Source organism: Altererythrobacter lutimaris (genome assembly GCF_013371495.1).
Lineage (GTDB): Bacteria > Pseudomonadota > Alphaproteobacteria > Sphingomonadales > Sphingomonadaceae > Erythrobacter > Erythrobacter lutimaris_A.
Window position 1 is genome coordinate 656,926 of sequence record NZ_JABWTA010000001.1, and the last position, 24,525, is coordinate 681,450.

The 24,525-nt window shown below is 58.0% G+C and carries 22 protein-coding genes and 1 pseudogene; 17 read left to right on the plus strand and 6 right to left on the minus strand.

What is annotated here, in order from left to right; translation table 11 throughout:
* The first annotated feature begins 122 nt into the window (after window positions 1-122).
* The 4 genes from HUO12_RS03190 to HUO12_RS03205 are packed head-to-tail and all read left to right on the plus strand — an operon-like array spanning window position 123 to window position 2,932.
* Window positions 123-1,364 carry a lipoprotein-releasing ABC transporter permease subunit gene (locus tag HUO12_RS03190; RefSeq protein ID WP_232367294.1) on the plus strand — a complete coding sequence of 414 codons (1,242 nt, stop codon included), beginning with the start codon at window positions 123-125 and terminating at the stop codon, window positions 1,362-1,364.
* Window positions 1,357-2,043, plus strand: a complete 687-nt coding sequence (locus tag HUO12_RS03195; RefSeq protein ID WP_176272231.1) for an ABC transporter ATP-binding protein — start codon at window positions 1,357-1,359, stop codon at window positions 2,041-2,043. Before HUO12_RS03190 ends, HUO12_RS03195 begins: the two co-directional genes overlap by 8 nt.
* Before the next feature lie 40 nt (window positions 2,044-2,083).
* Window positions 2,084-2,563 (plus strand): glutathione peroxidase, encoded by a 480-nt coding sequence (locus HUO12_RS03200; RefSeq protein ID WP_176272232.1) that lies wholly within the window; start codon window positions 2,084-2,086, stop codon window positions 2,561-2,563.
* Between the two features lie 45 nt (window positions 2,564-2,608).
* Window positions 2,609-2,932, plus strand: coding sequence for a hypothetical protein (locus HUO12_RS03205; RefSeq protein WP_332310362.1), 324 nt, complete (start codon window positions 2,609-2,611; stop codon window positions 2,930-2,932).
* A 17-nt stretch (window positions 2,933-2,949) separates the two neighbouring features.
* Here the strand turns inward: HUO12_RS03205 and HUO12_RS03210 are convergent, their stop codons facing one another.
* Window positions 2,950-3,240 (minus strand): DUF6958 family protein, encoded by a 291-nt coding sequence (locus HUO12_RS03210; RefSeq protein WP_176272233.1) that lies wholly within the window; start codon window positions 3,238-3,240, stop codon window positions 2,950-2,952.
* A 109-nt stretch (window positions 3,241-3,349) separates the two neighbouring features.
* On the opposite strand from HUO12_RS03210, the gene dnaE reads away from it, so the two are divergent.
* The 4 genes from dnaE to HUO12_RS03230 all read left to right on the plus strand — a co-directional run bounded on the left by dnaE (window position 3,350) and on the right by HUO12_RS03230 (window position 9,303).
* Window positions 3,350-6,862 carry a DNA polymerase III subunit alpha gene (dnaE, locus tag HUO12_RS03215; protein WP_176272234.1) on the plus strand — a complete coding sequence of 1,171 codons (3,513 nt, stop codon included), beginning with the start codon at window positions 3,350-3,352 and terminating at the stop codon, window positions 6,860-6,862.
* Between the two features lie 79 nt (window positions 6,863-6,941).
* The gene (locus tag HUO12_RS03220; RefSeq protein WP_176272235.1) at window positions 6,942-8,540 is read left to right on the plus strand and encodes a long-chain fatty acid--CoA ligase; all 1,599 of its coding nucleotides are present in this window, start codon (window positions 6,942-6,944) and stop codon (window positions 8,538-8,540) included.
* Window positions 8,541-8,543: 3 nt separating this feature from the next.
* On the plus strand, window positions 8,544-8,984 hold the full coding sequence (locus tag HUO12_RS03225) for a DUF1330 domain-containing protein (RefSeq protein ID WP_176272236.1): 441 nt from the start codon (window positions 8,544-8,546) through the stop codon (window positions 8,982-8,984).
* A 76-nt stretch (window positions 8,985-9,060) separates the two neighbouring features.
* On the plus strand, window positions 9,061-9,303 hold the full coding sequence (locus HUO12_RS03230; protein ID WP_176272237.1) for a hypothetical protein: 243 nt from the start codon (window positions 9,061-9,063) through the stop codon (window positions 9,301-9,303).
* A 129-nt stretch (window positions 9,304-9,432) separates the two neighbouring features.
* On the opposite strand, the gene HUO12_RS03235 is transcribed toward HUO12_RS03230, so the two are convergent.
* Entirely contained in the window at window positions 9,433-10,533 is a 1,101-nt protein-coding gene (locus HUO12_RS03235) for a PA0069 family radical SAM protein (RefSeq protein WP_176272238.1), read from the minus strand.
* A 73-nt stretch (window positions 10,534-10,606) separates the two neighbouring features.
* Here HUO12_RS03235 and HUO12_RS03240 point away from each other — a divergent pair, with 73 nt between their 5' ends.
* Window positions 10,607-11,119, plus strand: coding sequence for a YcxB family protein (locus HUO12_RS03240; protein WP_176272239.1), 513 nt, complete (start codon window positions 10,607-10,609; stop codon window positions 11,117-11,119).
* Window positions 11,120-11,145: 26 nt separating this feature from the next.
* Here the strand turns inward: HUO12_RS03240 and moaB are convergent, their stop codons facing one another.
* From moaB to HUO12_RS03255, 3 genes are read right to left on the minus strand one after another with little or no spacing between them, the layout of a single operon-like run.
* Complete coding sequence (gene moaB / locus HUO12_RS03245) at window positions 11,146-11,673, minus strand: molybdenum cofactor biosynthesis protein B (protein WP_176272240.1); 528 nt, start codon at window positions 11,671-11,673, stop codon at window positions 11,146-11,148.
* 12 nt (window positions 11,674-11,685) lie between these two features.
* Entirely contained in the window at window positions 11,686-13,425 is a 1,740-nt protein-coding gene (locus tag HUO12_RS03250) for a lytic transglycosylase domain-containing protein (RefSeq protein WP_332310363.1), read from the minus strand.
* A 40-nt stretch (window positions 13,426-13,465) separates the two neighbouring features.
* On the minus strand, window positions 13,466-14,224 hold the full coding sequence (locus HUO12_RS03255) for a uracil-DNA glycosylase family protein (protein WP_176272241.1): 759 nt from the start codon (window positions 14,222-14,224) through the stop codon (window positions 13,466-13,468).
* A gap of 90 nt (window positions 14,225-14,314) precedes the next feature.
* On the opposite strand from HUO12_RS03255, the gene HUO12_RS03260 reads away from it, so the two are divergent.
* The 8 genes and pseudogenes from HUO12_RS03260 (at window position 14,315) to HUO12_RS03295 (ending at window position 24,084) form a co-directional block, all read left to right on the plus strand.
* Window positions 14,315-15,988 carry an electron transfer flavoprotein-ubiquinone oxidoreductase gene (locus tag HUO12_RS03260; protein ID WP_232367295.1) on the plus strand — a complete coding sequence of 558 codons (1,674 nt, stop codon included), beginning with the start codon at window positions 14,315-14,317 and terminating at the stop codon, window positions 15,986-15,988.
* A gap of 251 nt (window positions 15,989-16,239) precedes the next feature.
* Entirely contained in the window at window positions 16,240-17,211 is a 972-nt protein-coding gene (locus HUO12_RS03265) for a class I SAM-dependent methyltransferase (RefSeq protein ID WP_217905164.1), read from the plus strand.
* A 44-nt stretch (window positions 17,212-17,255) separates the two neighbouring features.
* A pseudogene (locus HUO12_RS03270) lies at window positions 17,256-17,381 on the plus strand (4Fe-4S dicluster domain-containing protein); the annotation flags it as partial.
* A gap of 784 nt (window positions 17,382-18,165) precedes the next feature.
* Window positions 18,166-18,990 carry a 4-(cytidine 5'-diphospho)-2-C-methyl-D-erythritol kinase gene (locus HUO12_RS03275; RefSeq protein WP_176272242.1) on the plus strand — a complete coding sequence of 275 codons (825 nt, stop codon included), beginning with the start codon at window positions 18,166-18,168 and terminating at the stop codon, window positions 18,988-18,990.
* A 10-nt stretch (window positions 18,991-19,000) separates the two neighbouring features.
* Window positions 19,001-19,726 carry an N-formylglutamate amidohydrolase gene (locus tag HUO12_RS03280; protein ID WP_176272243.1) on the plus strand — a complete coding sequence of 242 codons (726 nt, stop codon included), beginning with the start codon at window positions 19,001-19,003 and terminating at the stop codon, window positions 19,724-19,726.
* A 42-nt stretch (window positions 19,727-19,768) separates the two neighbouring features.
* Entirely contained in the window at window positions 19,769-21,487 is a 1,719-nt protein-coding gene (ilvD, locus tag HUO12_RS03285) for a dihydroxy-acid dehydratase (protein ID WP_176272244.1), read from the plus strand.
* A gap of 12 nt (window positions 21,488-21,499) precedes the next feature.
* Complete coding sequence (locus HUO12_RS03290; RefSeq protein WP_176272245.1) at window positions 21,500-22,891, plus strand: NAD(P)H-hydrate dehydratase; 1,392 nt, start codon at window positions 21,500-21,502, stop codon at window positions 22,889-22,891.
* Window positions 22,888-24,084, plus strand: a complete 1,197-nt coding sequence (locus HUO12_RS03295) for a class I SAM-dependent RNA methyltransferase (protein ID WP_176272246.1) — start codon at window positions 22,888-22,890, stop codon at window positions 24,082-24,084. Before HUO12_RS03290 ends, HUO12_RS03295 begins: the two co-directional genes overlap by 4 nt.
* A 12-nt stretch (window positions 24,085-24,096) precedes the next feature.
* Here HUO12_RS03295 and HUO12_RS03300 read toward each other — a convergent pair whose 3' ends face one another.
* Window positions 24,097-24,432 carry an acyl carrier protein gene (locus tag HUO12_RS03300; RefSeq protein WP_176272247.1) on the minus strand — a complete coding sequence of 112 codons (336 nt, stop codon included), beginning with the start codon at window positions 24,430-24,432 and terminating at the stop codon, window positions 24,097-24,099.
* Between the last annotated feature and the right edge of the window lie 93 nt (window positions 24,433-24,525).

A 24,525-nucleotide genomic window follows, 5' to 3' on the forward strand; every position in this document is an offset into this window, starting at 1 on the left:
GCGGTGTTACGGTCCAATTACAAGGGTCGAGGCTGTGCAATGCCAACCTTTTCGCATTGCCGCAGCGGATCGCGGCCCCTACATGCTGTGTTCAGGACCAACAGCCAAAAGACATCCTTATTTTGATCCTCTCACCTTTCGAATGGATGATTGCAAAGCGCTACCTCTTGCCGGGCAAGGGGGAGGCATTCATCGCGCTTGTCGCCGGGATCAGTGTGGGCGTTGTCATGTTGAGTGTCGCGATGCTGGTTGTCGTAATGAGCGTCATGAACGGCTTTCGCGCAGAGCTGCTCGACAAGATCGTTGGCTTGAATGGTCATGCGATTGTTCAAGGCTATGGCGATCGCTTGCCGAACTGGGAAGAAATCCTCGAAGACATCGAAGCCACACCGCGCGTGGTTGAAGCGAACCCGCTGATCGAAAAGCCGCTGCTGGTGAGCTTTAATGGGCGTGTGCAGAATATCGTTGTGCGCGGGAACACCGCGGAAGACATTGAGGCGCTTGAGGACAAAGTCCTCCTCGGCAGCATGGAAACGCTTCAGCCGGACAACAACACCGTGGCGATTGGTTCGCGGCTTGCTCAGAATATTGGCGCGCGTGTCGGTGACACGATCACTATCCTCAATCCGCAAGGGCGCACGACGCCGTTCGGGACAATGCCGCGACAGATCGGCTACACCATCGGAGCGATCTTCGAAGTCGGCATCTACGATTACGACCAGACCTTCGTCGTCATGCCGATCCCCGATGCGCAGACATTGCTTCTGCTCGGCGATTCCGTGCCCATGATCGAAGTGAAGGTCGATGATCCTGACGAAGTGCGCGAGATCATGGCGCCGATCGAAGAGAAGCTCGCTGGGCGCGCGGTGGTCAACGATTGGCAGACCATCAACGCGACTTTGTTCGAAGCGCTTCAGGTCGAGCGCGTGGCGATGTTCTTTGCGCTCAGCATCATGGTGCTGGTGGCCGCGTTCAACATCCTGTCGAGCCTGGTCATGCTTGTCCGTGCCAAGACTCGCGACATTGCGATCATGCGGACCATGGGCGCGACACGGAAGAGCTTGCTCAAGATATTTGTGACAACAGGCTTTACTGTTGGCGCGATCGGGACAGTTGCCGGCCTTATTCTCGGCTTCATCATCCTCACTTTCCGCCAGCAGATCGTGAAAGCGATGGAGTTCCTGTTCGGCGTGGAGCTGTGGGACCCGACGATCCGCTTTCTCAACACACTGCCGTCGCGCACGGACCCGGTTGAAGTGGCCGGGATCGTAGCGCTTGCGCTTGTGCTGAGCTTCCTTGCAACGCTCTATCCTGCGCTCAAGGCGTCCAGCACAGATCCGGTGCAGGTGCTGCGCTATGAATGACGTTAATGCGACACCGGTCGCTGCGCTGACTGACCTCAAACGCAGCTTCACCCAAGGCGAGACGACCATCCACGTCCTGCGCGGCGTGAACCTGCTGATCATGCCGGGCGAGATTGTTGCGCTGTTGGGACCATCGGGTTCAGGAAAATCTACGCTGCTCCAAGCGGTCGGCCTACTTGAAGGCGGCTTTTCCGGCCAGATCGCAATTGGCGGCGTAGAAGCAAGCGCGCTCGCATCCGCTGAACGTACTACATTACGGCGCGAGAATCTCGGCTTTGTCTACCAGTTCCACCATCTGCTGCCGGACTTCAATGCGCGCGAGAATGTGGTCATGCCTCAAATGATCGCTGGAACCCGCCGCGCCGAGGCGGAAGAACGTGCCGAGGAATTACTCAGCTCGCTCGGTCTTGCACAAAGGCTTGAGCACCGGCCGAGCCAGCTTTCCGGAGGCGAACAGCAGCGTGTTGCCGTTGCCCGCGCACTTGCGAACCGTCCGCGCCTTGTCCTTGCCGACGAGCCAACCGGCAATCTCGATGAGGCCACGTCGGAACGCGTGCTCGAACAGTTCCTCGAGCTCGTCCGGGGCGAGGGCAGTGCCGCTTTGATCGCGACCCATAACGAGCGCTTGGCCGCCAAGATGGACCGAGTGGTTCGCTTGCATGATGGTGTGCTGGAATAGCCTTGCGGCGATCCCTACATCAGGCAGGAAAGGAATTTCCATGACCACCATTGCCGATTTCACAGTCACCACCAATCGCGGTGAGGAACTCGACCTTGCAACCAAGAAAGGCAAAGTCCTGCTCGCTGTGAACACTGCGAGCAAATGCGGCTTCACGCCGCAATATGACGGCTTGGAAGAGCTCTACCAGAAGTACAAGGACAAGGATTTCGAAGTCCTCGGCTTCCCTTGCAACCAGTTTGGTGCGCAGGAACCGGGCAGTGCCGATGAAATCGCCGAGTTCTGCAAGATCAATTTCGGTGTGACCTTCCCGCTGATGGAGAAGGTAGACGTCAACGGGCCGGATGCGTCGCCTCTGTTCGACTGGATGAAGCGCGAGGCCAAAGGGATCATGGGCACGACCGCGATCAAATGGAATTTCACGAAATTCCTGATCGACCGTGAAGGCAATGTCGTGAAGCGCTATGGTTCAGGCGACAAGCCCTCGATGATCGCGAAGGATATCGAAAAGCTGCTGTAACTTTTACCAGGGATCGCGCGAACCCGTCCATGAAGGAGATGGTTCGTGCTGCTGCAATCGATCAATGCCTGCTTGCTGATGATTGGCGCTGAATTTGGCGTCAATCCTTACATCTTCGCAGCGATCTATGTTGGCTCGACCCCTGTTTTTCTGGGCGCACTTGCATGGCTGATCAGCAGCGCCAAAGCGGGGCGCTCGATCGCGACGCCTGCAGTCGTTTCTGCTGCGAGCTTCATGGCATCCTATGTGTATTTGGCCATTGCCGGAGAGGGCTTGCCTCTATGGGTTTGGCTGGTAGCCGGCATTGTGGTGAGCTTTGGTGGTTACTCAACCTTCAGGAGCGCCAGGCGTCAGATCGCTTATGCCTAGTGAAATAGCTGTTTCGCTTACTTCCAATGCCACCGAAGAGGTTTGGTAGCCTCGCGAACCAATTTGCCTTTGGCTTCCAGATCGAGCTGAACGGTCTTTGCCCACCATCCGGCTGTTTCACCGCTCGGGAAAAGTCCATCGCTCAGATGAAGTTTCACGGCATCGCGCGTTTCCGCCTGAGTGAGGCCGGGGCAAGCCTTGGGAAGAGCTTTCTCGAAGGCTTGCAGCATGTCGGCATATTTCGCCGCATTGACCCGGCTTTTGCGGCCCGGCGTATTCACGTTCTCTACTTCGACCATGTCGCTCATGGGCTTCTCCCATCTCTCAGCATTTGGTTCTTCTACGGATCCACCGCCTTTTCCCCAATCCTGCTGTTGCAGAACTTGAACCTTCGTAGAGGTAGCCTAACGTAAATTTATGCGATTTGCGCCCTTCGTACCTCTACGCGTGCTTTCTTCCTATTCGATGCTCGAAGGAGCGATCGATCCCAAGGGCATTGCCAAGCTTGCTAAGGAACGCGGCTTTCCAGCGATAGCGATTTGCGACCGCAATGGCCTCTATGGCGCGGTGATGTTCGCCAAAGCGTGCAAGGACGAGGGCGTACAGCCGATCATCGGAACGTTCCTTGGCGTCGCTCGGGAAGCGCGTGAAGGCTCTGACCAGGTCCAGATCGATTATCTGCCGCTGCTGGCGCAGGACGAAGCGGGCTATGACAATCTGTGCCATCTCGTCAGCAAGGCGCATCTGGAGCGTCCGCTAGAGCTCGAGCCCCATGTCCTGCTGAGCGATCTTGAAGGGCACACTGATGGCTTGATCGCGCTGTCAGGCGCGGGCGAGGGGGCTTTGACTCGCTTGCTTGCAGAAGGGCAAACAAGCCACGCAGAGCCGCTGTGTGATGAGCTTCTGCGCCTCTTCCCGAACCGCTTCTATATCGAGCTTGCGCGCAATGGCGATCCGGTTTGCGAGCGCGCTGAAGAGGCTCTTATTGACCTTGCCTATGCGCGTGATTTGCCCTTGGTCGCGACCAATCCGGCCAATTTCGGCGAGCCGCATATGCACAAAGCGCATGACGCTATGCTGTGCATTGCCGACTCCACGCATGTCGAGGCGGAAGACCGCAAGCATTCAAACAAGCAGGCCTTTGTCAAATCTGCGCCAATGATGCAGGAGATTTTCGCGGACCTGCCAGAGGCGACCGCGAACACACTGGTCGTCGCGCAGCGCTGTGCCTATGCACCGCCTTATCGCGATCCGATCCTGCCCAGCCTAGCAGGCGATCTGGAAGGCGAAGCAAAGATGCTCGCGGAAGACGCGCGCAAGGGGCTGGAAGAGCGGCTCGCACCCTATGGCGAGTTGCCCGAGGAAGAGCGCAAAACCTATTTCGACAGGCTCGACTACGAAGTCGACATCATCGTCAAGATGGGTTTCCCGGGCTACTTCCTGATCGTTGCTGACTTCATTCAATGGGCGAAGGAACAGGGCATACCCGTGGGACCGGGCCGTGGTTCAGGGGCGGGCTCGATCGTCGCTTGGGCGCTCACCATAACCGATCTTGATCCGATCCGACTGGGCTTGCTGTTCGAGCGCTTCCTCAACCCCGAACGCGTCTCCATGCCGGACTTCGATATCGACTTCTGCGAAACGCGTCGCGGCGAAGTGATCCGCTACGTGCAGCAGAAATACGGCCACGATCACGTCGCGCAGATCATCACTTTCGGTAAGCTGAAAGCGCGCGCAGTGCTGCGCGATTGCGGACGTATTCTGCAAATGAGCTACGGCCATGTTGATCGGCTGTGCAAGATGGTGCCCAACCATCCAACCGATCCGTGGACTTTGCCTCGCGCTTTGAACGGAGCCGCCGATTTCAAGCGCGAATATGACAATGACAACGAGGTCAAGCGGCTCGTCGATCTGGCGCTTCAACTAGAGGGGATGCCGCGCAACTCCTCCACCCACGCGGCAGGTGTTGTGATTGGCGACAGGCCGCTTGCCAAGCTCGTCCCGCTTTATCGCGATCCGCGCTCTGACATGCCGGTCACGCAGTTCGACATGAAGCATGTCGAAAGTTCAGGGTTGGTGAAGTTCGACTTCCTAGGTTTGAAGACGCTGTCGGTGCTGCGCAAGGCTGTAGACCTGCTGGAGCTGCGCGGTATCACAATCGATCTCGGCGCGCTCGAATGGGATGATCCGGGGGTCTATGATCTGCTCAAATCCGGTAACACCGTCGGCGTCTTCCAGCTGGAATCGGAAGGAATGCGCCGCACGCTGACAGCGGTGAAGCCGACGAAATTCGAGGACATCATCGCGCTCGTTTCGCTCTATCGTCCGGGGCCGATGGAGAACATTCCGCTGTTCGGCCAGCGCAAGGCGGGCGAAGTCCCGATCGAGTACCCACATAAGAAGCTCGAAGGCATCCTCGAAGAGACATACGGCATCTTCGTCTATCAGGAGCAGGTCATGCAGGCCGCGCAGATCCTGGCGGGCTATTCGCTTGGTGACGCGGACTTGCTGCGCCGCGCGATGGGCAAGAAGGTCCAGGCGGAAATGGACGCGCAGCGCCAGCGTTTTGTCGATGGCTGCGGCGAGGTCTCCGGAATCGATCCCAAGAAAGCAAACGAGCTGTTCGACTTGATCGACAAGTTTGCTGGTTACGGCTTCAACAAGTCGCACGCTGCCGCTTACGCTCTGCTTGCGTATCAGACTGCATGGCTAAAAGCGCATTATCCGGAAGAGTTTTACGCCGCGTCGATGTGCTTCGACATGCATCAGTCAGAAAAGCTTGCGATCTTCGTAGATGACGCGCGGCGCTATCCCAATGGCGAAGGCGGGGTGACAATCCTGCCGCCCTGCATCAACCATTCGGAAGCGAAATTCACCGTCGAGATGACCGACGACGGTCCGGCAGTGCGCTATGCACTCGCAGGCATCCGCAATGTTGGCGACAAGGCCATGGACGCGATTGTAGCAGAGCGCGAAGGCAGCGGTCAGTTTACAGACCTTAAGGACCTGTTCGAACGCATGCCCAAGGGCGCGATGAATTCGCGCCAGCTTGAAGGCCTTGCAGCCGCCGGTGCGCTCGATTGCCTTGAGCCAGACCGCGCGAAAGTCTTCGGCAATACCGATATCCTGCTGGCCGTGGCCGATGCGGCTGAACGCGAACGCTCCAGCGGGCAGGGCGGGCTATTCGGCGGCGAGGATGCGCAAGTCGATACACTGCGCCTGGCTGAGGTTGAGCCATGGTCGCGGCCGGAAATGATGGCAAAGGAGCGCGAGAACTTCGGGTTCTATTTCTCCGCTCACCCGGTTCAGCAGCATTGGCAAGTCGCTAGCGCGAACGGCGCAAGGACCTATCAAAGCCTGATGGAAGGCGGCGCACCGACCGGTGGGCGCTCAACCGCCGTCATGGCAGCCATGGTCGAAGGCATGAGCAAAGGCCGGACCAAGCGCGGCGCGGAATTCGCTCGCGTCGATTTTTCTGACCACACCGGACAGTTCCGTTCAGCCTGTTTTGAAGAGACGCTCGTCCCACAATTCGAGAAATGGGCGGCGGATGCAACCAGCCTTTTGCTGCAAGTTGAACTCGACAGCCCAAGCCCGGACGAACCACCGCGGATCACTGTGCGCGGGGCGAGGCCATTGGAAGAAGTGCAGGGTTCGACCACAATGCGCCTGACGCTCGAAGTGCACACGATGGAAGCGATGACCGATCTTGGGCTGGAATTGAACGCCGCGCTGGTCGGCGATGCGCAGGGCGAAGACGAAGTCATTGCGCGGCTGATTCTTGACGATGAAGAAAGCGTGCTTGTTCGTCTTGGCAGCATGTTCCGGCTTGATGGCGACCTGGCGGAGCGCCTTGCCGGGGTTGAGGGCCTTGCCAAGGTTGAGCTCACGTCCAAGCAATCCTCTTCAAAGCTTAAACTCGTGGCCTGACTTAGCTGCTCTCCATCATTGCCAATCGCGTTCAGTCTCGGCATGAAACGCAAAAGCGAATTTGAGGAGAGAATTGCCGATGCTGGGAGCCATGCAGAACTGGACCATGCGGGTAACGCATGTGATCGACCACGCCGCGCGCGAAGCGGGTGAGCGGGAGATTGTCACACGCTGGGCCGATGGCAGCGAGAGCCGCACGAACTGGGCGGGCATCCGCGCCGACGCGCTGAAAATGGCGCAAGCTCTGCAAGCAATGGGGATCAAGAAGGGCGATCGCGTCGCAAGCCTTGCGATGAACCATTCGCGGCATCTGGTCAGCTGGTACGGCGTGGCGGGCATGGGCGGCGTGCTCCACACAGTGAACCCGCGCCTGTTCGACGATCAGCTCGAATATATCGTCAACCACGCGGAAGATCGCGTGATGCTCTATGATGCGGCCTTCCAGCCTATCGTCGACCGGATGAAAGACCGCTGGACCACAGTCGAGCATTACATTTGCTACGACAGCGGCGAGCATGCGCCAGCGTTCGAGGACTGGATCGGCGCGCAGGATGGCGATTTCGAGTGGGTCACCGGCTCGGAAACCGACCCCTGCATGATCTGCTACACTTCCGGCACCACCGGCAATCCCAAAGGCGTGCAGTACGAGCACCGCTCGACCATGATGCATGCGATGGCCGGATTGCAGCCCGCGGCATTCAATTTCTCGAGCGCGTCTGTCATGCTGCCCGTTGTGCCGATGTTCCACGCCGCGAGCTGGGGCTTGCCCTATGCAGGCGCGATGGCAGGCATCAAATTCGTGTTCAGCGCGGTCAATGATCCCGCAGTGCTGCACGAGCTGATGATCCGTGAGAAAGTGACGGAAAGCGCAGGCGTTCCAACCGTCTGGCTCGCGCATTTCCAGTATTGCGACAAGGAAGGCATCGATTTGCCGCCATTGAAAGCCGCAACAATTGGTGGCTCGGCCTGTCCGCGCTTCATGATCGAGCGGCTGATGAAGAACGGTACGCGCGTCCAGCATGCGTGGGGCATGACGGAAACTTCGCCTATCGGCACGGTTGGCGGGCCGACCTGGGATTGGGACGATCTGAGCTTTGAGGAAAAGGTCGAGAAGACCATGAAGCAAGGCCGCCCGATCTTCGGGGTGGAGCTGCGGATTGTCGATCTGGATGACATGATAACGGAGCTGCCGCGCGACGGGAAAACGTCAGGCGCACTCCAAATTCGCGGGCCTTGGATCATCAAGCGCTACTTCAAAGCGGATCAGGACGCGGCGAACAATGAAGGCTGGTTCGACACCGGAGACGTCGGCATCATCCATCCGGACGGCACGCTCCAACTCACTGACCGCACGAAGGACGTAATCAAGTCCGGTGGCGAGTGGATCAGTTCGGTTGAGTTGGAGAACGCAGCTGTGGGCCATCCGGCGGTCGCCGAGGCCGCAGCGGTGGGCATGCCGCACCCCAAATGGGACGAGCGCCCCGTGCTGTTCGTGGTCAAGAACGAAGGCTCGGAAATCACTGGCGGCGAAGTCATCGACTTCCTGAAAGACAAGGTTGCCAAATGGTGGTTGCCCGATGCGGTCGAGTTCATCGACGAGATTCCGCACACCGCGACCGGCAAGATCAGCAAGAAGGACCTGCGCGATCAGTTCTCCGACTACAAGCTGGAGTCTTGAGGCATGGCGAAATCCTATATCGATCCGTCGCCCGCCAATTTTGAGGCATTCAAGAACCTTCCGCGCGACGAGCCGATCCATATGCTCAACCTGCTGCGCTATCGCGATCTGGCGGAATATCCGGAAGACCACGAGCATCATGGCAATGGCTGGTCCGGGCGGCGTGCCTATCAGGAATACGGCAAGACTTCGGGGCCAATCTTCGCAGGTGTAGGCGGCACAATTGTCTGGCGCGGCGCGTTCCAGACGATGGTCACCGGACCAGAGCCGGACGAGAAGGTGTGGCACGATGGCTTTGTCGCGCAATATCCCAACTCAGGCGCATTCTTCGAAATGATCAAGAACCCGGATTATCAGCTTGCCGTGGTGAACCGCACCGCCGCGCTGGCCGATAGCCGCCTGATGCGCTTCAAGCCGGGCGAGGTTAGCGGGGGCTTTGGGTGAGGGACGGCAGTTGCGAGAAAACCGGAAAGTAGGTGCGCCTCCCTGGTTAAGCGGATGCTTGATTGCATGCTTAGTGTTGGCAGTATTTGCATTTCTTTTTGTTGGACTCGGTTTCGGTCTGCTGATGGAGAGTTCAACATTCGATCCAGCATCCAATGAACTAATTGGCCCTGCTGTCGGAATTCCGATCATCGTTCTGGCGGCATTGATTTGGTGGATATTCAGCGAAAAGCCTGTCTGGCGCTGGGTGGCCATCTATGTAGGGATGGTTGGAATGCTTTTCACGATGCTTTTCTTTGGGATTTTGCTCTCCAATTAGTTCGAGCCATTCGGCAATTTGGCAGTCGCTTAGCCTACACGTCGTCCCGGCCTTGAGCCGGGACAAGGCTTGTTTCTGTAGCACTCGATATAAGCCTGACCCCGGATCAAGTCCGGGGTGACGAAGAGGTTACAACAAGCGCAATTGCCCACCCACCTCGGGCCGCCTGAACTGCGTGCAGTCGAGCGCGAAGGCGTCGCCGATTTCGGACGCGGAGGTGTTGCCACTGATCCCGGCTTTCTTGCACGCCACGGCAAAACGCGAGCGGAACAGGTCCGCCCAAACGCCGCTCGGTTTCATGCGCGAAAAGAAATTCGGATCGTTATCACGTCCTTGGCGGATCGAGCGCACAATGCTCATGACTTTGCCCGCGCGGTCGGGATAGTGAACCTCCAGCCACTCGCGGAATAAAGGCGCGACTTCATGCGGCAGGCGCAGCGGTATCCATCCGGCTGACCCGACGCCGAGAGCCGCCGCGCGTTGGACAATCTCTTCCATGAACTCGTCTGTGATCGCAGGGATAACCGGCGAGATCGAGCAATGGGTCGGCACGCCAGCCTCCGCCAGTTTTCGCAATGCTGCGAGTCGCTTGAGCGGCGAAGCTGCGCGCGGTTCGAGCTTGCCGGAAAGTTTCGGATCAAGGCTCGTCACCGAAATCGCCACGGCCACCAGTCGCCGCCGCGCCATTTCCTCCAGAATGTCGAGATCGGCCAGGATGCGGTCAGATTTGGTCGTGATGGAAACCGGATGGCGCGCATCCAGACACACCCCCAGTACTTGCCGGGTGATCCGGTAGCGTTTCTCGATCGGCTGATAGGGATCGGTGTTCGTTCCCATGGCGATAAAACGCGGACGATATTTGGGCTTTGCAAAAGTTTCGCGCAGCAATTCGGCCGCATTGGGCTTTGCGAACAGCTGCGTTTCAAAATCCAGTCCGGGCGAGAGGTCGTGATAGGCGTGGGTAGGCCGCGCAAAGCAGTAGATGCAGCCATGTTCGCACCCACGATAGGCGTTGATCGAGCGGTCGAAAGGAATGTCGGGCGACTTGTTGAAGCTGAGGATCGTCTTGGGATGTTCCTCAGTCACTTTCGTGCGGAGCTTTACAGGGGGACCGTCGAGAACCTCCATGTAATCGCGCCAGTCTTCGTCCAGTTCTCTCTCGGCGAGGCCGAAGCGGGTCGACACATGTGCTGAGGGTGCACCCCTTCCGCGGATTGCTGAATCGAACATTCCGGCTCTTTATCATGCTGAGAACAAATAAGGAACATAGGAAGTTTGTCATCAAATCGGCTAATCTGGAGATATGTCGATTCGCTCAGTTACCTTTCGCACGGAACCAGACCAGGCTGTCGCTGCCACCCGTTTGATCATGCGGCGCAAGACCAGGTTTCCGATCTGGCCTGTTGTGCTGGTGGGAATTCCCGTTGCCCTGACAGGAATAATTATTGGCGGTGACGGGATGTTTGGCATCGCGCTCCCGCTAATGTCATGGCTGGTGCTGATCCTATGCATCATCGTTGCGTTCATCCATTACTGGATGCTTCCCCGCCAAGCGCGGCGGAGCTTTCAGCAGACCAAGCTCATGCAGCAGGAATCCAGACTTACCTGGGATGATGATGGGTTCTCGCTTGAGGGTGAGAATGCGAGGTCAAGCCTAAGATGGAGCGATCTTTACGCTTGGGGCGAGCAGGACGATCTGATCGTCCTTTTGCAGAGCGAGTTGCTTTACAACCTTGTACCGCTTGTGGCCTTGCAACAAGAGCAATCGAATGATCTGCGCAGCTGTCTTGAGCGATCTGGCCTCAAACGTATTTGAAGCTTGGTTGAGCCTATCACACCAAACTAGCGCTCTCTCAGTCGCGGCATCAGATCCACAAAATTGCAGGGGCGATTGCGGCTGTCCAATTGCTCGGCAAGAATGCCATCCCAACCATCCTTCACCGCGCCGTTCGAGCCCGGAAGCGCAAACACATAAGTGCCCCGCGCGACCACCGCCATCGCGCGCGACTGAACGGTGCTTGTACCAATGCTCTTGAGGCTCAAATAGCGGAACAGCTCCCCAAAACCGGGAATGTCCTTGTCCTTGATACGGTTCAGCGCTTCGGGGGTCACATCGCGGCCGGTGAGGCCCGTACCGCCGGTAGTAACGACTGCGTCGATCTCGGTGTCATCAATCCAGCGATGCAGATGCGCCGCGATCACTTCCGCGTTGTCCTTGCTGATCTCGCGATCTGCCAGCTTGTGCCCGGCGCTATCAATACGTTCGGCGAGGATGTCGCCCGAGGTATCATTCTCGAAGGTTCGCGTGTCTGAAACCGTCAGCAGAGCGATATTAATGGGCTTGAAGGTCAGGCTTTCATCAATCGCCATTCGTTGCGCTCCTTAACGGGCATTTCGGGGCGCAGCCGGGAATTCCGGCCACTCATTACGCGATAGGCTCGCGCGACTTGGCGAGTTTTTCACGCCTGCCTGCAGCTCATACATCCAGTAATTGCGCATGACGATAGCGACATAGCTGCGCGTTTCCCAATAGGGGATCGATTCCATGTAGAGCAGCGGATCGCCCTGATCGTTAACTTCCTCGTTCCACCGCGTGATGGGCGAAAGGCCCGCATTATACGCCGCCATGATCTTGGGAAGGTTGTTCCGCGTTGCGGGCGTATCGCGCAGCATCTCAAGATTGCGCTGGCCAAAGGAGAGATTGACCGAGGGGTCGTTCAAATTGACGTAGCGCGCATTCATCTCAAGCCGGGGCGCATGCTGACGCACAGTGATCGGCGTGATCTGCATCAGGCCGCGCGCATTTGCGGGGCTGACGGCGCTGGTTCGGAAGTTCGATTCCTGCAGCGCATGGGCAAAGGCCAGCGCGGGATCGACTTTCCAGCCATCAGACGGTGCCCAACGCGCCACCGGATATTGCAGCATGCCATCCGCGCGCGCGCCGTATGGCGCACTGCGGGCAAGCCAAAGCTGCGTTTGCGGCAAGCCCAAGCGCCGCGCAAGCCGGGTTAGCGCGCCAAAGTCCTCCGGATCGCCGATCCGGGCCTGATGACGAATGACTTCGCCTGCGAGGTCTTCAGCGCCGATTTCGACGAGTGCGGTTGCAATGCGGGCATTCTCGATGCGCTCCAGGCGGCGCCAGTCATCGCGCGTCAGATCGCTGACTTCGCTTGCAGCAGGCTGTTCCTGACCAAGCTGTTCCAGCGCAAGCATGCCGTAAAGTGTCTTTGGACTGCTGGCTGCTGCACGCAATTGCTGTTCTGCTTCTCCGGGTTGTCGGCACCGGATGAGCGCGCGGTGCGCCCAGTAATGTGCAGCGGCGGTCAGCTCGATATTCTGAGCCGCTTGCGCCGCTCGGCTGAAGCCTGCTGCTGCATTGGCGCAGTCGCCCAGACGCCAGCTTGATAACCCAGCGGTCCAATATCCTTCCGCAACCCATGGACCCGAGCCTTCCGCAACGGTCTGCGCCATGGAGAAGGCGGCATAGTCCTGATTTTCGATATAGTAGCTCCACGCAACGCGCTGCCGCCATTCTGCGCGGGCCTCGGAGCTCAGCGAAAGATCGATCTCTGCCAGCAGCTCCCGGGCACCATCGGGATCATCGTCACGGATGCGCGCGAGAATGTCACGCGAGACGCTCTCTGGCATCGTGCCATCATTTGTCGGGCGAGGCAGCACACGCTTCGACTGCCATGGCTGGCGCTGTATCCTGCGCGTGCTGGGCAGGCTTGGTGTATCGAAAAGTCCGCGGCGCTCACCGAGCCGGGCCAATTGCTCGGCTTGCGGCAGCGAGACGCCCATCTCGAACCACTCCGTGATTTGCTGCGCGCTGGTCTCGGGGCTGTTCGCATGCGTGTAGTACTCAGCGAGCGCAACCTGATGGAGCAGACCGGGATCGCGATCATTGAGCAGATCGTCCACCCGCTCCCAGTTCTCCGCCTGGATCGCATTGAAGACCGAGCGATAGTATTCGCGTGTCTCCTGATCGAGCACATCAGGCAAAGCGTTCTGTGCTTTACTTGAATGAAAGTAATTCGCGCTGTCAGCGATTGCGGGGGTAACGGGAAGGGCGAATGCAGCAAGCCCGGTCAGGGCATAAGCAAAACGGGCGCTAATTGTCACAAGCAGACCTTTATCCTCACCTGTTATCTCACTTGGCGCTCTAACGGGCGAGGTTAGCGAGCCACCTGCGCCAGAAACGAGCCTTCAACCGCGGCATGTTGGCGAGAGCATCAAGCCCTTCTGTCACAAGCAGCGGAACAGACGAGCCGTTTGCCGTATATTCATGAACAGATTCTGGCTGTTGCGCCGCATCGTGCTGAAGCAGCGGCAAAACGTTTGTGCCGAACACCAGCAGCTTTTCCGGCGCGGCAAGAGAGATGTGATGAGCGAGCACTTTGCCAAAGCCTGCGCTCAGCAATTCCTGCCCGTCGGCAAGCGGCAAAGCCTGCGGGACGCATGATGCCAAATAGACCTCGTCTTCCGCAAAACCCAACGCCGCGATAATCTTTGCGAGCAAACGCCCTTGTGCGCCTGAAAGAAGGCTCTGGCTGTCACCTGTCTCAGGCGTTGCGACAAGCACCATGAGTTTCGCTCCGACCACTCCGCGCGGCGCAATCCGTGGCGCGTTACCAGCAGGCGTGAGCTTCGGTTCTTGCAGCCAGAACTCATGGAAGGCGGCGAGATCGGCAGGAGGCGTTTCACCCAACAGGTCAGGAATTTCCTGTGGCGTGGGCTTGGGCGGTTCTGCGGCCAGTGACGGCTTGTTTGCAGGAGTAGTCGCTTCTGGCTTTGCCACAGGCTCCGGCTCGGCCAGCCAATCCGTAGCGTTATCGCTGAAATCAGCATCGACACCGGCAAGCTGCCACCACTCCAAAGCGGCGGATATCTCGTCTTGCAAGGATGGCTGATGTGCGGACATGTCGTAACGGCAGGTCTTGACCTTCCAAGGCTCAGCAATCAAGGCTTTGCATGAATTTTGGACACGGTTTTGATTGAGGACAAATAATCGATGAGCGCTGACGCCATTGCCCAAACGATTGAACGCGAATCCATGCCCTGCGACGTCTTGATCGTAGGGGGCGGGCCGGCTGGTCTTTCCGCTGCAATCCGCTTGAAGCAGATCAATGAAGAGCTTGAAGTCGTCGTCCTGGAAAAGGGCTCTGAAATCGGCGCGCATATTCTCTCGGGCGCGGTTGTCGATCCCAAGGCGCTGGACGAGCTTTTCCCTGAGTGGCGTGACATGGATTGCCCGATGGCGGAAACGCCGGTGACGGATAACTGGCACTGGGCGCTTTCAAAGATCGGCAAGACCTCGATCCCGCACCTCATCATGCCGCCTCTGATGAGCAATCATGGCTGCTACACCGGTTCGCTCGGCAATATGTGCCGTTGGCTGGGCGAGCAGGCTGAAGCGCTTGGCGTGATGGTCTTTCCGGGTTTCCCTGCCTCAGAGGTCATGTTCAACGAGGCTGGCGCTGTCACCGGCGTGATTACGCAGGACATGGGCATTGCCGAGGACGGCAGCCATAAGCCTGACTTCCAGCCTGGCATGGAGATCGAAGCGAAATACACGCTGTTTGCAGAAGGCGTTCGCGGGCATCTTACTAAGACGCTCAAGGCGAAGTACGACCTCGAAGCGAATTGTGAACCGCAGGTCTATGGCCTTGGCATCAAGGAATTGTGGGACATCGATCCCGACAAGCACGAGCCGGGCCGCGTCATCCACACGCAAGGCTGGCCGCTGAGCGAGAGCGACAGCTGGGGCGGGGGCTTCCTCTACCATCAGGCGAACGGTCAGGTCGCCTTGGGCTTCGTCACCGCGCTCGATTACAAGAATCCTTATGTCTCGCCTTATCAGGAATTCCAGCGCTGGAAGCAGCATCCTGCGATCCGCGAGTATCTGGAAGGCGGCAAGCGTGTGGCTTATGGTGCGCGCGCGATCAATGAAGGCGGCTGGCAGAGTGTGCCGAAGCTCGCTTTTCCGGGCGGCGCTCTGATCGGGTGTTCGGCTGGCTTCGTCAATGTGCCGCGCATCAAGGGCAGCCACACCGCGATGAAAAGCGGCATGCTGGCAGCGGAAAGCCTGGCCGCAGCGATTGCCGAGGGCAAGGAACATGACGAGCGGATGGATTACGATGCCGCCGTGCGTTCCAGCTGGATCGCGGATGAGTTGAAGCTGGTCCAGAATGCTGAGCCAGCGGTTGCCAAATTCGGCGGCGATCTGGGCACGGTTATCGCTGGAGCAGACATGTGGATGCGCACGCTCAAGATCGGTCTGCCGATCACGATGAAGCACCACCGCGATTACGAGCAAACGCAGCGCGCGGACCTCTACAAGCCGATCGACTATCCCAAGCCCGATGGCGAAATCAGCTTCGATCGGCTCACCAATGTCGCGTTCAGCTACACCAACCATGCCGAGGATCAGCCGGTCCACCTGCAGGTCAAGGACTGGGATTTGCAAAGGGCAAGCGAGCTGGCGATCTTTGCAGGGCCATCGACCCGTTATTGCCCGGCAGGGGTCTATGAGTGGCTCGAAGACGAGGACTCAGGCGAGATGAAATTCCAGATCAACTCGCAAAACTGCGTCCACTGCAAGACCTGCGATATCAAGGACCCGAACCAGAACATCAACTGGGTGACGCCGGAAGGCGGTGGCGGCCCGAACTATCCGAATATGTAGGGGCGAGTACGACCGAAAGTTTGGCGATGCCGTTGGGCCGATGTGGAAATTCCAGCCTGCGTCTACAGCAGATGGTCATTTCAATTGGCGATGAATTTACGCTTTCTTTGAAAGTGGATTGGCTTGCTGCTCAGCTCGAAAAATATCGTGATTTGAGTGGTTTTCACCGACACTCCGAAACAAAGAGCTAGACACGAGTTCATAAGTTTCGGAATGGTTTTATGCGACGTTTGAAAAGCTAAAGCCTGGTCATGGCAAAGGAAAAAGCAGTGCCGGTTTCTCGCGATGAAGTGGTAAATGCATATCGTTTTATTCTCGGCCGAGAGCCCGAGAGTGAAGAAGTGGTTTCAAAAGGAATGGCCCACTCAGAATTTGCCAGCTTGCGAGATGCTTTTTTGGACAGTTCCGAATTTAGGGGTAGCCTCGCAACACGGGGTACGCCTCCTCCTATCGGTCGCTTTTTCGATGCTCAGTCACATGGGACCGATATAGCTTGCACTGAAGCTCAAATGTCACAAATGCTCGCTCGCATTTCGAGTGCGTGGCAAGAGTTTGGACGGACTGAGCCGCATTGGTCAGTGCTCACCTCGGAAAAGTTTAAGAAAGATAACATCCAAGATAACATTGATGATTTCTATGCCAGTGGTGTGAAGTCCGTTGACAGAGACTTCAATTTCTTGAGGCGATCAAACCGTCCACTTTCTTTTAGAAAAGGGCTCGATTTTGGGTGCGGTGTCGGCCGGCTCACTTTAGCGCTTTCGCCATATTGCGAGAGCGTTGTGGGCATCGATATTTCGCCGCCGCACATTAAGCTTGCGAACGAACAGGCCGAGTTGCGTTCTGTAGCGAATGTTGAATTTCGAGTATTGGAACAGCTGGATGAACTTTCTCGCCTCGAACCATTCGATCTGATCCTTAGCAAGATAGTGCTGCAACATAATCCTCCTCCGATAATGGCTGCAATTCTCAGACACCTTTTGACTGCCCTCGCAGAAGGGGGATCTGCTATCATTCAAATGCCTAGCTACAAGGCCACGCAGGAATTCACGGTTGATGAATATCTGAGGAGTGAACCGCCAAAAATGGAAATGAACGCTCTTCCTCAGCAATTTATCTTTGAAATAATTGATCAGGCAGGCTGTCGTTGCCTTGAAATTCGCGAGGATAATGAAACGGGGGCTTTGCGGGGAGTGAGCCAGACATTTGCGATAACCAAGAAGTAACAGCGACATTCTGTGGCTCGTCGAAGGGAAAGGTTTCAGGCGAGATGAAGTTCCAGATCAACTCGCAAAATTGCGTCCATTGCAAGACCTGCGACATCAAGGACCCGAACCAGAACATCAACTGGGTGACGCCGGAAGGCGGCGGCGGCCCGAACTATCCGAATATGTGACGGGTTAAGGTGCGCGCTCGTTTGAAAGCAGTTTTACGCGGGTTTTCCGGACTAATTGCCACGCTTATGGCCGCTTTTGCCGGGTCAGCTTCGATTGTGATGCGGCCCGTTGATCGGACGCCGGAAGAGGTCGCTCAGTACATTCGTGACGCCCTTAATGGGAATAGCGGTCAGTATGATTGGCATGATTTTCTCGTAATCCCAATCATTGATCAGAATCTAGATAGCATCCGGTTGAGGGCCAAAGCAGTGCAGGTGCCATTTGACGATGGTGGTCGCAAAGAACTCGAGCGCCTACTCGCGGAAGTTGGACTCTCGAAAAACGGATAGGCAGACATTCCGCTGCCGAATGCTCTAGCTAAGAGCCACAAGAGGCTGGACCCCGGATCAAGTCCGGGGTGACCGAGTATAGAGCTGACATCTAGAATGGTCGTCATTCCCGCGAAGGCGGGAATCCAGAGCCACAGAAAACCGCGCTTGCGGCCTGAGATCCCAGCTTTTGCCGGGATGACGGAGTGCCGAGTGACTGGTCGAACCACATTTCCTACATTCGCCTCGTGAGCTAAGCCCGCAATCCTATCTGAAACGCTCAAATCCCCTCATGGAGTTTTGAAAAAATAGGAAAAGTGTCAACTTTGTTGGAAAGGCCTAAAACACGGAATTATAACGCGAACATGCCGTTTTCCATCCAACAGCAGGTGTCAATTATGTCAACTTTGTTGGAAACGGTTGCAGGCACGTGAGAACTAAAGACAAAACGCGTGTTCGGGGCTAAGGATCGCTGGTGACCATCACCGAAACCGCTTACGCCAAGATCAACCTCGCGCTGCATGTTCGCAGAAAGCGCGAGGATGGCTATCACGAGCTCGAAACGCTGTTTGCTTTCGTCAACAATGGTGACAGGCTGGTGGCGAAACCTTCCGATGCTGACAGATTCGAGGTTGTCGGCGAGTTTGCCGCAACGCTGGACAATCCATTCGGTAATCTCGTCAACCGCGCGATGGCAGCTTTGCCACGTAGCCAGGGCCTGCATGTCACGCTGGAAAAGAACCTGCCGGTTGCGGCAGGGCTTGGTGGCGGATCGGCGGACGCGGGCGCTGTGTTCAGGATCATCGAACAGGTCGCGGGCCTGCCGGACAATTGGGAGGATTTGGCCGCTCGTCTCGGCGCTGATGTACCGGCTTGCGTGCGAAGCGAAATGGCCATCGGAACCGGAACGGGGACAGACCTCGCGCCGGTTGAGAACGATATGGCGGGCATGGCGCTGCTGCTCGTCAATCCGCGTATTCCTCTGCCGACAGGGCCGGTTTTCAAGGCATGGGCCAAGGATGGCAAAGGTGAAGACCTCGGCGCGCTACCCAAAGGCACCGCCCGCGAAATCGCGCGCAATGGCCGCAATGATCTGCGCGCTCCAGCGGTCGAGCTTTGCCCCGCGATTGCGGATGTGCTCGGCAGTTTGAACCAGACTGATCCTTGGATGTGCGAGATGTCTGGCTCCGGCGCGACCTGTTTCGCGCTCTATGAAAGCGCAGAGCATCGCGATCGGGCATCGCGGGTTCTCGCCGAATTGGAACCACAATGGTGGCAAATGGTAGGTTCTCTGAAGTGAGAACACATCCATGATTACAGACGGTCTTCCATACCGGCAGCTTGGCGACCTGCGGCGCGGTGGAATCGTGTGCGTGGCGGACCATGCGTCGAATGTGGTGCCGGAGGGTATTGAGCTGGGTATCCCGGCAGAACTGCTGGGCGAACATATTGCGGTCGATATCGGGGTAGAAGGCATCGCAGGCCGGCTCGCGCGCAGGCACAACATTCCGGGGCATCTCGCCTGTGTCAGTCGGCTCGTCTGCGATATTCACCGTGAAGAAGATCACAAGAATGTCGTGCCGATGGAGAGCGATGGGCATCTGATCCCGGGCAATATCGGCGCGGATGTAGAGGCTCGGCTCAAGCTATACTATCGGCCTTATCACGATGCGCTTGCGAAGTGGCTCGACGAGCAGAAGCCGCAGCTCATCATCTCGCTTCATTCCTTTACGCCCAAGCTTTCGACCTCGGACGAGGAACGTCCGTGGGAATGTGCGCTGCTCTATAACGAGGACGATCGCGCGGCGCGCCACGCTATCCGCCTTTTCAGCGAACTTGGCCTCACCGTTGGCGATAATGAGCCTTATTCAGGCAAAGAGCTTAATGCGACAATGAACCGCCATGCCGAAGCGCATGGGCGACCCTACATTGCGCTCGAAGTTCGGCAGGACCTGATTTCAACCCGCGCAGAGCAATCGCGCTGGGCGGCAATGATTGCCGATGTTGCAGGAAGGGTTGCGCTCGCGCTTGAGTAGAGGCAGGGGCTGTTTCACGTAAAGCCGTATACGAGAAACAATATGTCCCGCTTCGATAAATCGAAACTGCCGTCCCGCCACGTTTCTGTCGGGCCTGAGAAGGCACCGCACCGCTCTTACTACTACGCGATGGGCATGACCGAGGAAGAGATTGCGCGGCCATTTGTCGCGGTGGCCTCTGCAGGGAATGACAGCGCGCCGTGCAACACTGCGCTCGATGCGCAAGCGAATATCTGCCGCGAGGGCGTAATCGAAGGCGGCGGAACGCCTCGCCGGTTCAACACGATAACTGTCACAGACGGGATCGCGATGGGCCATCAGGGCATGAAAAGCTCGCTTGTCAGCCGCGAGGTGATCGCGGATTCGGTCGAGCTGTCCGTGCGCGGGCACTGCTACGATGCGCTGGTCGGCTTTGCCGGGTGCGACAAGAGCTTGCCGGGCATGATGATGGCGATGCTGAGGCTGAATGTGCCGTCGATCTTTGTCTATGGTGGCTCAATCCTGCCGGGCACGTTCCACGACAAGGACGTAACGGTAAAAGACGTCTTCGAAGCGGTTGGCCAGTATGGCGCGGGCAATTGTCCGCTGCAGGAGCTTATCGCGCTGGAAAAGGTCGCTTGTCCGGGTCACGGCGCTTGCGGCGGTCAGTTCACCGCGAATACCATGGCCTGCGTCGGCGAAGCTATCGGATTGAGCCTGCCGAACAGCAACATGGCGCCTGCTCCTTACAAATCGCGTGAGGAAGTGGCAGTCGGTGCGGGTAAGCAAATCATGGAGCTGCTGGAGCGCAATCTGCGCCCGCGCGATATTTGCACGAGGGCTGCATTCGAGAACGCCGCGAGGGTTGTCGCGGCAACCGGTGGCTCGACCAATGCAGCGCTGCATCTGCCAGCCATGGCTAGCGAGTGCGGGATTGAGTTCGACTTGTTCGACGTTGTGGAGGTATTCAAATCAACGCCTTACATCGCGGACTTGCAGCCGGGCGGGAAATACGTTGCCAAGGACATGCACGATGCGGGCGGCGTCTACATGGTGATGAAGACGCTGATGGATGGCGGTTTCCTGGACCCGGAGCCGATGACAGTGTCCGGCAAGACCATTGGCGAAAACTTGGAAGAGATCACGTGGAATCCGGACCAGAAGGTCATTTACGAAGTCTCGAACCCGATCACACAGACCGGCGGTGTTGTCGGCCTCAAAGGCTCGCTTGCTCCCGATGGAGCCATTGTAAAGGTTGCGGGCATGAGCAAGCTGCAATTCTCAGGTCCAGCGCAGTGCTTTGATTGCGAAGAAGATGCGTTCAAGGCGGTCGAGCAGCGTGACATCCGCGAAGGCAGTGTCATCGTGATCCGCTATGAAGGCCCCAAAGGCGGTCCCGGTATGCGTGAGATGCTCGCCACCACAGCGGCGCTTTACGGGCAAGGCATGGGCGAGAGCGTTGCGCTGATCACCGATGGACGGTTTTCAGGTGCGACGCGCGGCTTCTGCATCGGACATGTCGGTCCTGAAGCGGCGGAATGCGGACCCATCGCCCTGGTAGAGGATGGCGACATCATCACGATCGATGCAGAGGCTGGCACAATGGACCTCGAAGTCGATGAAGCCACCCTCGAACACCGTCGCGAGGCGTGGCAACCGCGCACCAACGACTATCAGTCGGGCGCGCTTTATCGCTACTCGCAGAATGTGGGGCCGGCAGTGAAAGGCGCGTTGACGCATCCCGGCGCAAAGGCTGAACGTCACGTTTTTGCTGATATCTGATAGAGTGCTGACATGACGTCAGCTCAGATCCTTACTGTCGCGCAGATGCAGGCGGCGGAGCAATCGCTGATCGATGCGGGTACATCGGTTGAAACGCTGATGCAGGTTGCAGGGAACGGCGCTGCTGAATGGGTTTGGCGGATCGCCGCTGGACGTTCGGTTGTTATCCTATGCGGTCCGGGCAACAATGGCGGCGATGGTTATGTGATCGCTGAATGTTTGAGGGCGAGGGGGCTAGCCGTCCAAGTCGTGGCACCTCTTGGTCCCAAGACTGAAGCTGCCAAAGCGGCGCGGCTTGCTTACAAGGGCGAGACGCTGACTTCAGGCAAAGGCGCCAAAGGCGACGTTTTGGTCGATTGCCTGTTCGGTTCGGGCCTCGCTAGGGCCTTGGAAGCGGAACATGCGCTTGTGCTGCGCGATCTCGCATCGCGCGCGCAGTCACTCATCGCAGTGGATCTGCCGTCAGGTGTGGAGAGCGATAGCGGCGCGCTGCTCAATGAAGGCTTGCCGGACTATGACTGCACGCTGGCGCTTGGCGCATGGAAATACGCGCATTGGCGTTTGCCATCCCGGAGCAAAATGGGCGCGTTGAAGCTCGTCGAGATTGGCGTTGAAGAGGTGGAGGGTGCAGCACAATTGCTCGCCAAACCCAAGCTTTCAGCGCCAGCCTTGGATGCGCACAAATATTCGCGCGGTCTATGCGCCGTGGTTGGCGGAGCGATGCCCGGGGCGTCTCTTCTCTCAGCGAAAGCCGCCATGCTGGGCGGCGCGGGCTATGTGAAGCTGCTCGTAGACCATGCGCCAGCAAGCGCTCCTGCGGCATTGGTTGTCGATACCGATCCACTGGAAGGCGCGCTAAGCGATAAACGCATATCGTCAGTCCTTGTTGGACCGGGGCTGGGACGGGATAGCGATGCCCAGAATAGGCTGCGGGCGGTGCTTGCAGGCCCGCGACCGACTGTGCTTGATGCCGATGCGTTAATGCTGCTCCGGCCTGAGATGCTGGAAAAAGGCGCGCAAGTCCTCGCGACCCCGCATGATGGTGAGCTGGAACAACTAAGCCGCACATTCTCGGTCATCGCAGAAGAAAGGCAGGCCCGCGCGCATACGCTGGCCAAGGTGAGCGGCATGGTTATCTGCGCCAAGGGGCCGGACACCATTCTGGCTGCACCCGACGGGCGGATTTTCATAGCACCTCCTGCGTCGCCATGGCTCTCAACGGCCGGTACAGGCGACGTCCTAGCCGGCATCGCTGCAAGCCGCATGGCCACTGGGAAAGATGCATTTACAGCGGCCTGCGAAGCGGTCTGGCTCCATGGCGAGGTTGCAAGGTTGGCAAGCCCAAACTTTACCGCCGACGATCTGGCAATCCGCGTGCGAGAGGCCTACGCCGCAGCGCTATGAGCTATCCCAAAGAGATCGTGCGCATCGCAGCGCGGGGCGATGGCGTGACCGCAGACGCCGAGCACGTTTCAGGCGCTGTTACAGGTGATCTGCTCCGCGAGGATGGCTCGATTGAGCACGGACCGCATCACCAGTCTCCGCCGTGTCCGCATTTCGTGCCATGTGGTGCATGCCAGTTGCAGCACGCTGACGAAGCCGCGCTAGAGCAATTCGTCCGCGAGCGGGTCGCGTTTGCTGCTGAAAGCCAGAGTCTTGCAGCCGGAGAGCTTCTGCCAACGCATCTTTCACCGCCTCGAAGCCGTCGGCGAGCGACCCTGCATGGGCTGCGCACGGCCAAAGGCGCAGTGCTGGGTTTTCGCGAAGCAAGCAGCAATAGAGTGGTCGATCTTCGCGAATGTCACGTGCTGCAACCGCAACTGATTGAGTTGGTGGCCCCTTTGCGCAAGCTGGTCGCTGAGCATGGAAGCCGCGGCTCTGTCGACATCGGTCTCGCTTCAGTTGACCAAGGCGTCGATTGTTCAATTCGCAATTTCGCGATGGAGGGCTTGGAAGCGACTGAAGCGGTACTCGATTTCGCGCGCGATCATGGGCTGGCTCGCGTCGCGGTGGATATGGGCTTCGGAGCGGAAGCGGTGTGGGAGCCTGAGCCGGTTACGGTGACCTTGTCAGGCGTTCCCGTGAGCTACCCAGCTGGCGCATTTCTGCAGGCCACACCTGATGCTGAGGCGTTGATGGCGGCGGACGCGGCAGCATGGCTAGATGGAACCGCGAGCGTGGCTGATTTGTTCGCAGGGCTTGGCACATTCGCCTTAGCTTTAAGCGAAGCACGCGAGGTTATCGCTTTCGAAGCAGCCCGAGACGCGCATCTGGCGTGTCTCTCAGCTGCACGCCGGACTGGCCGCAAACTCGATGCTAAGCATCGCGATCTGTTCCGCAATCCGCTGCAGCCGGACGAATTGTCGCAGTTCGATGCTGTGGTTCTCGATCCGCCACGAGCTGGCGCGAAAGAGCAGGTTGCTGCCATCGCTCAGAGCAAACTCGAACGTGTTGTTTACGTTAGTTGCAATCCATCAAGTTGGGCGCGCGATGCCGCACAGCTTGCTGCAGCCGGATTCAAGCTCGAAAAGCTAAGGCCTGTGGGGCAGTTTCGCTGGTCAACGCATGTGGAGCTGACGAGCCTGTTTGTTCGCTAAGTTGCTAGCTGTTTAGTCAAGCAGGGTCTTGGTCTCGATAAAGTCCATCAAGCCGCCGAATGTCTCCAGCATTTCACCGTCAACCTCGTCATCTTCGATTACGATCTCGAGCCGGTCTTCGATTTCCGTCAGAAGACCTGCAACTGCCATGGAATCGAGCTCGGGTAATTCGCCAAACAGGCCGGTGTCGCGGTCGAATGTTTCGACGTCGTCAGCATCCAGCCCCAGCACGTCCACCAGGATCGAGCGCAGCGTCTCGTCGATAACGGCGCGGCTCGGCAGCGGCTTTGCAGCGGCTTTGGCTCCTTCTGCGACTGGCTCTTGCGATGTTTCGCTATCCGCCGACATACTGGTGTCTTCCCCTTTTTGAAAACGGGCCGCGTGTAGCCTTGCAGAACATATTGCGCAAGGCGGGCTGACACAGCGGAAAAGCGCGGCTAA

Excerpts from the sequence above, each read along its gene's own strand:
- HUO12_RS03240 (WP_176272239.1), top strand. The coding sequence starts at position 10,607 with ATGTCGATTCGCTCAGTTACCTTTCGCACGGAACCAGACCAGGCTGTC.
- HUO12_RS03200 (WP_176272232.1), top strand. The coding sequence starts at position 2,084 with ATGACCACCATTGCCGATTTCACAGTCACCACCAATCGCGGTGAGGAA.
- HUO12_RS03280 (WP_176272243.1), top strand. The coding sequence starts at position 19,001 with ATGATTACAGACGGTCTTCCATACCGGCAGCTTGGCGACCTGCGGCGC.
- HUO12_RS03210 (WP_176272233.1), bottom strand. The coding sequence starts at position 3,240 with ATGAGCGACATGGTCGAAGTAGAGAACGTGAATACGCCGGGCCGCAAA.
- HUO12_RS03265 (WP_217905164.1), top strand. The coding sequence starts at position 16,240 with ATGGCAAAGGAAAAAGCAGTGCCGGTTTCTCGCGATGAAGTGGTAAAT.
- HUO12_RS03260 (WP_232367295.1), top strand. The coding sequence starts at position 14,315 with ATGAGCGCTGACGCCATTGCCCAAACGATTGAACGCGAATCCATGCCC.
- HUO12_RS03220 (WP_176272235.1), top strand. The coding sequence starts at position 6,942 with ATGCTGGGAGCCATGCAGAACTGGACCATGCGGGTAACGCATGTGATC.
- HUO12_RS03195 (WP_176272231.1), top strand. The coding sequence starts at position 1,357 with ATGAATGACGTTAATGCGACACCGGTCGCTGCGCTGACTGACCTCAAA.
- ilvD (WP_176272244.1), top strand. The coding sequence starts at position 19,769 with ATGTCCCGCTTCGATAAATCGAAACTGCCGTCCCGCCACGTTTCTGTC.
- HUO12_RS03290 (WP_176272245.1), top strand. The coding sequence starts at position 21,500 with ATGACGTCAGCTCAGATCCTTACTGTCGCGCAGATGCAGGCGGCGGAG.
- moaB (WP_176272240.1), bottom strand. The coding sequence starts at position 11,673 with ATGGCGATTGATGAAAGCCTGACCTTCAAGCCCATTAATATCGCTCTG.
- HUO12_RS03295 (WP_176272246.1), top strand. The coding sequence starts at position 22,888 with ATGAGCTATCCCAAAGAGATCGTGCGCATCGCAGCGCGGGGCGATGGC.
- HUO12_RS03300 (WP_176272247.1), bottom strand. The coding sequence starts at position 24,432 with ATGTCGGCGGATAGCGAAACATCGCAAGAGCCAGTCGCAGAAGGAGCC.
- HUO12_RS03225 (WP_176272236.1), top strand. The coding sequence starts at position 8,544 with ATGGCGAAATCCTATATCGATCCGTCGCCCGCCAATTTTGAGGCATTC.
- HUO12_RS03235 (WP_176272238.1), bottom strand. The coding sequence starts at position 10,533 with ATGTTCGATTCAGCAATCCGCGGAAGGGGTGCACCCTCAGCACATGTG.
- HUO12_RS03255 (WP_176272241.1), bottom strand. The coding sequence starts at position 14,224 with ATGTCCGCACATCAGCCATCCTTGCAAGACGAGATATCCGCCGCTTTG.
- dnaE (WP_176272234.1), top strand. The coding sequence starts at position 3,350 with ATGCGATTTGCGCCCTTCGTACCTCTACGCGTGCTTTCTTCCTATTCG.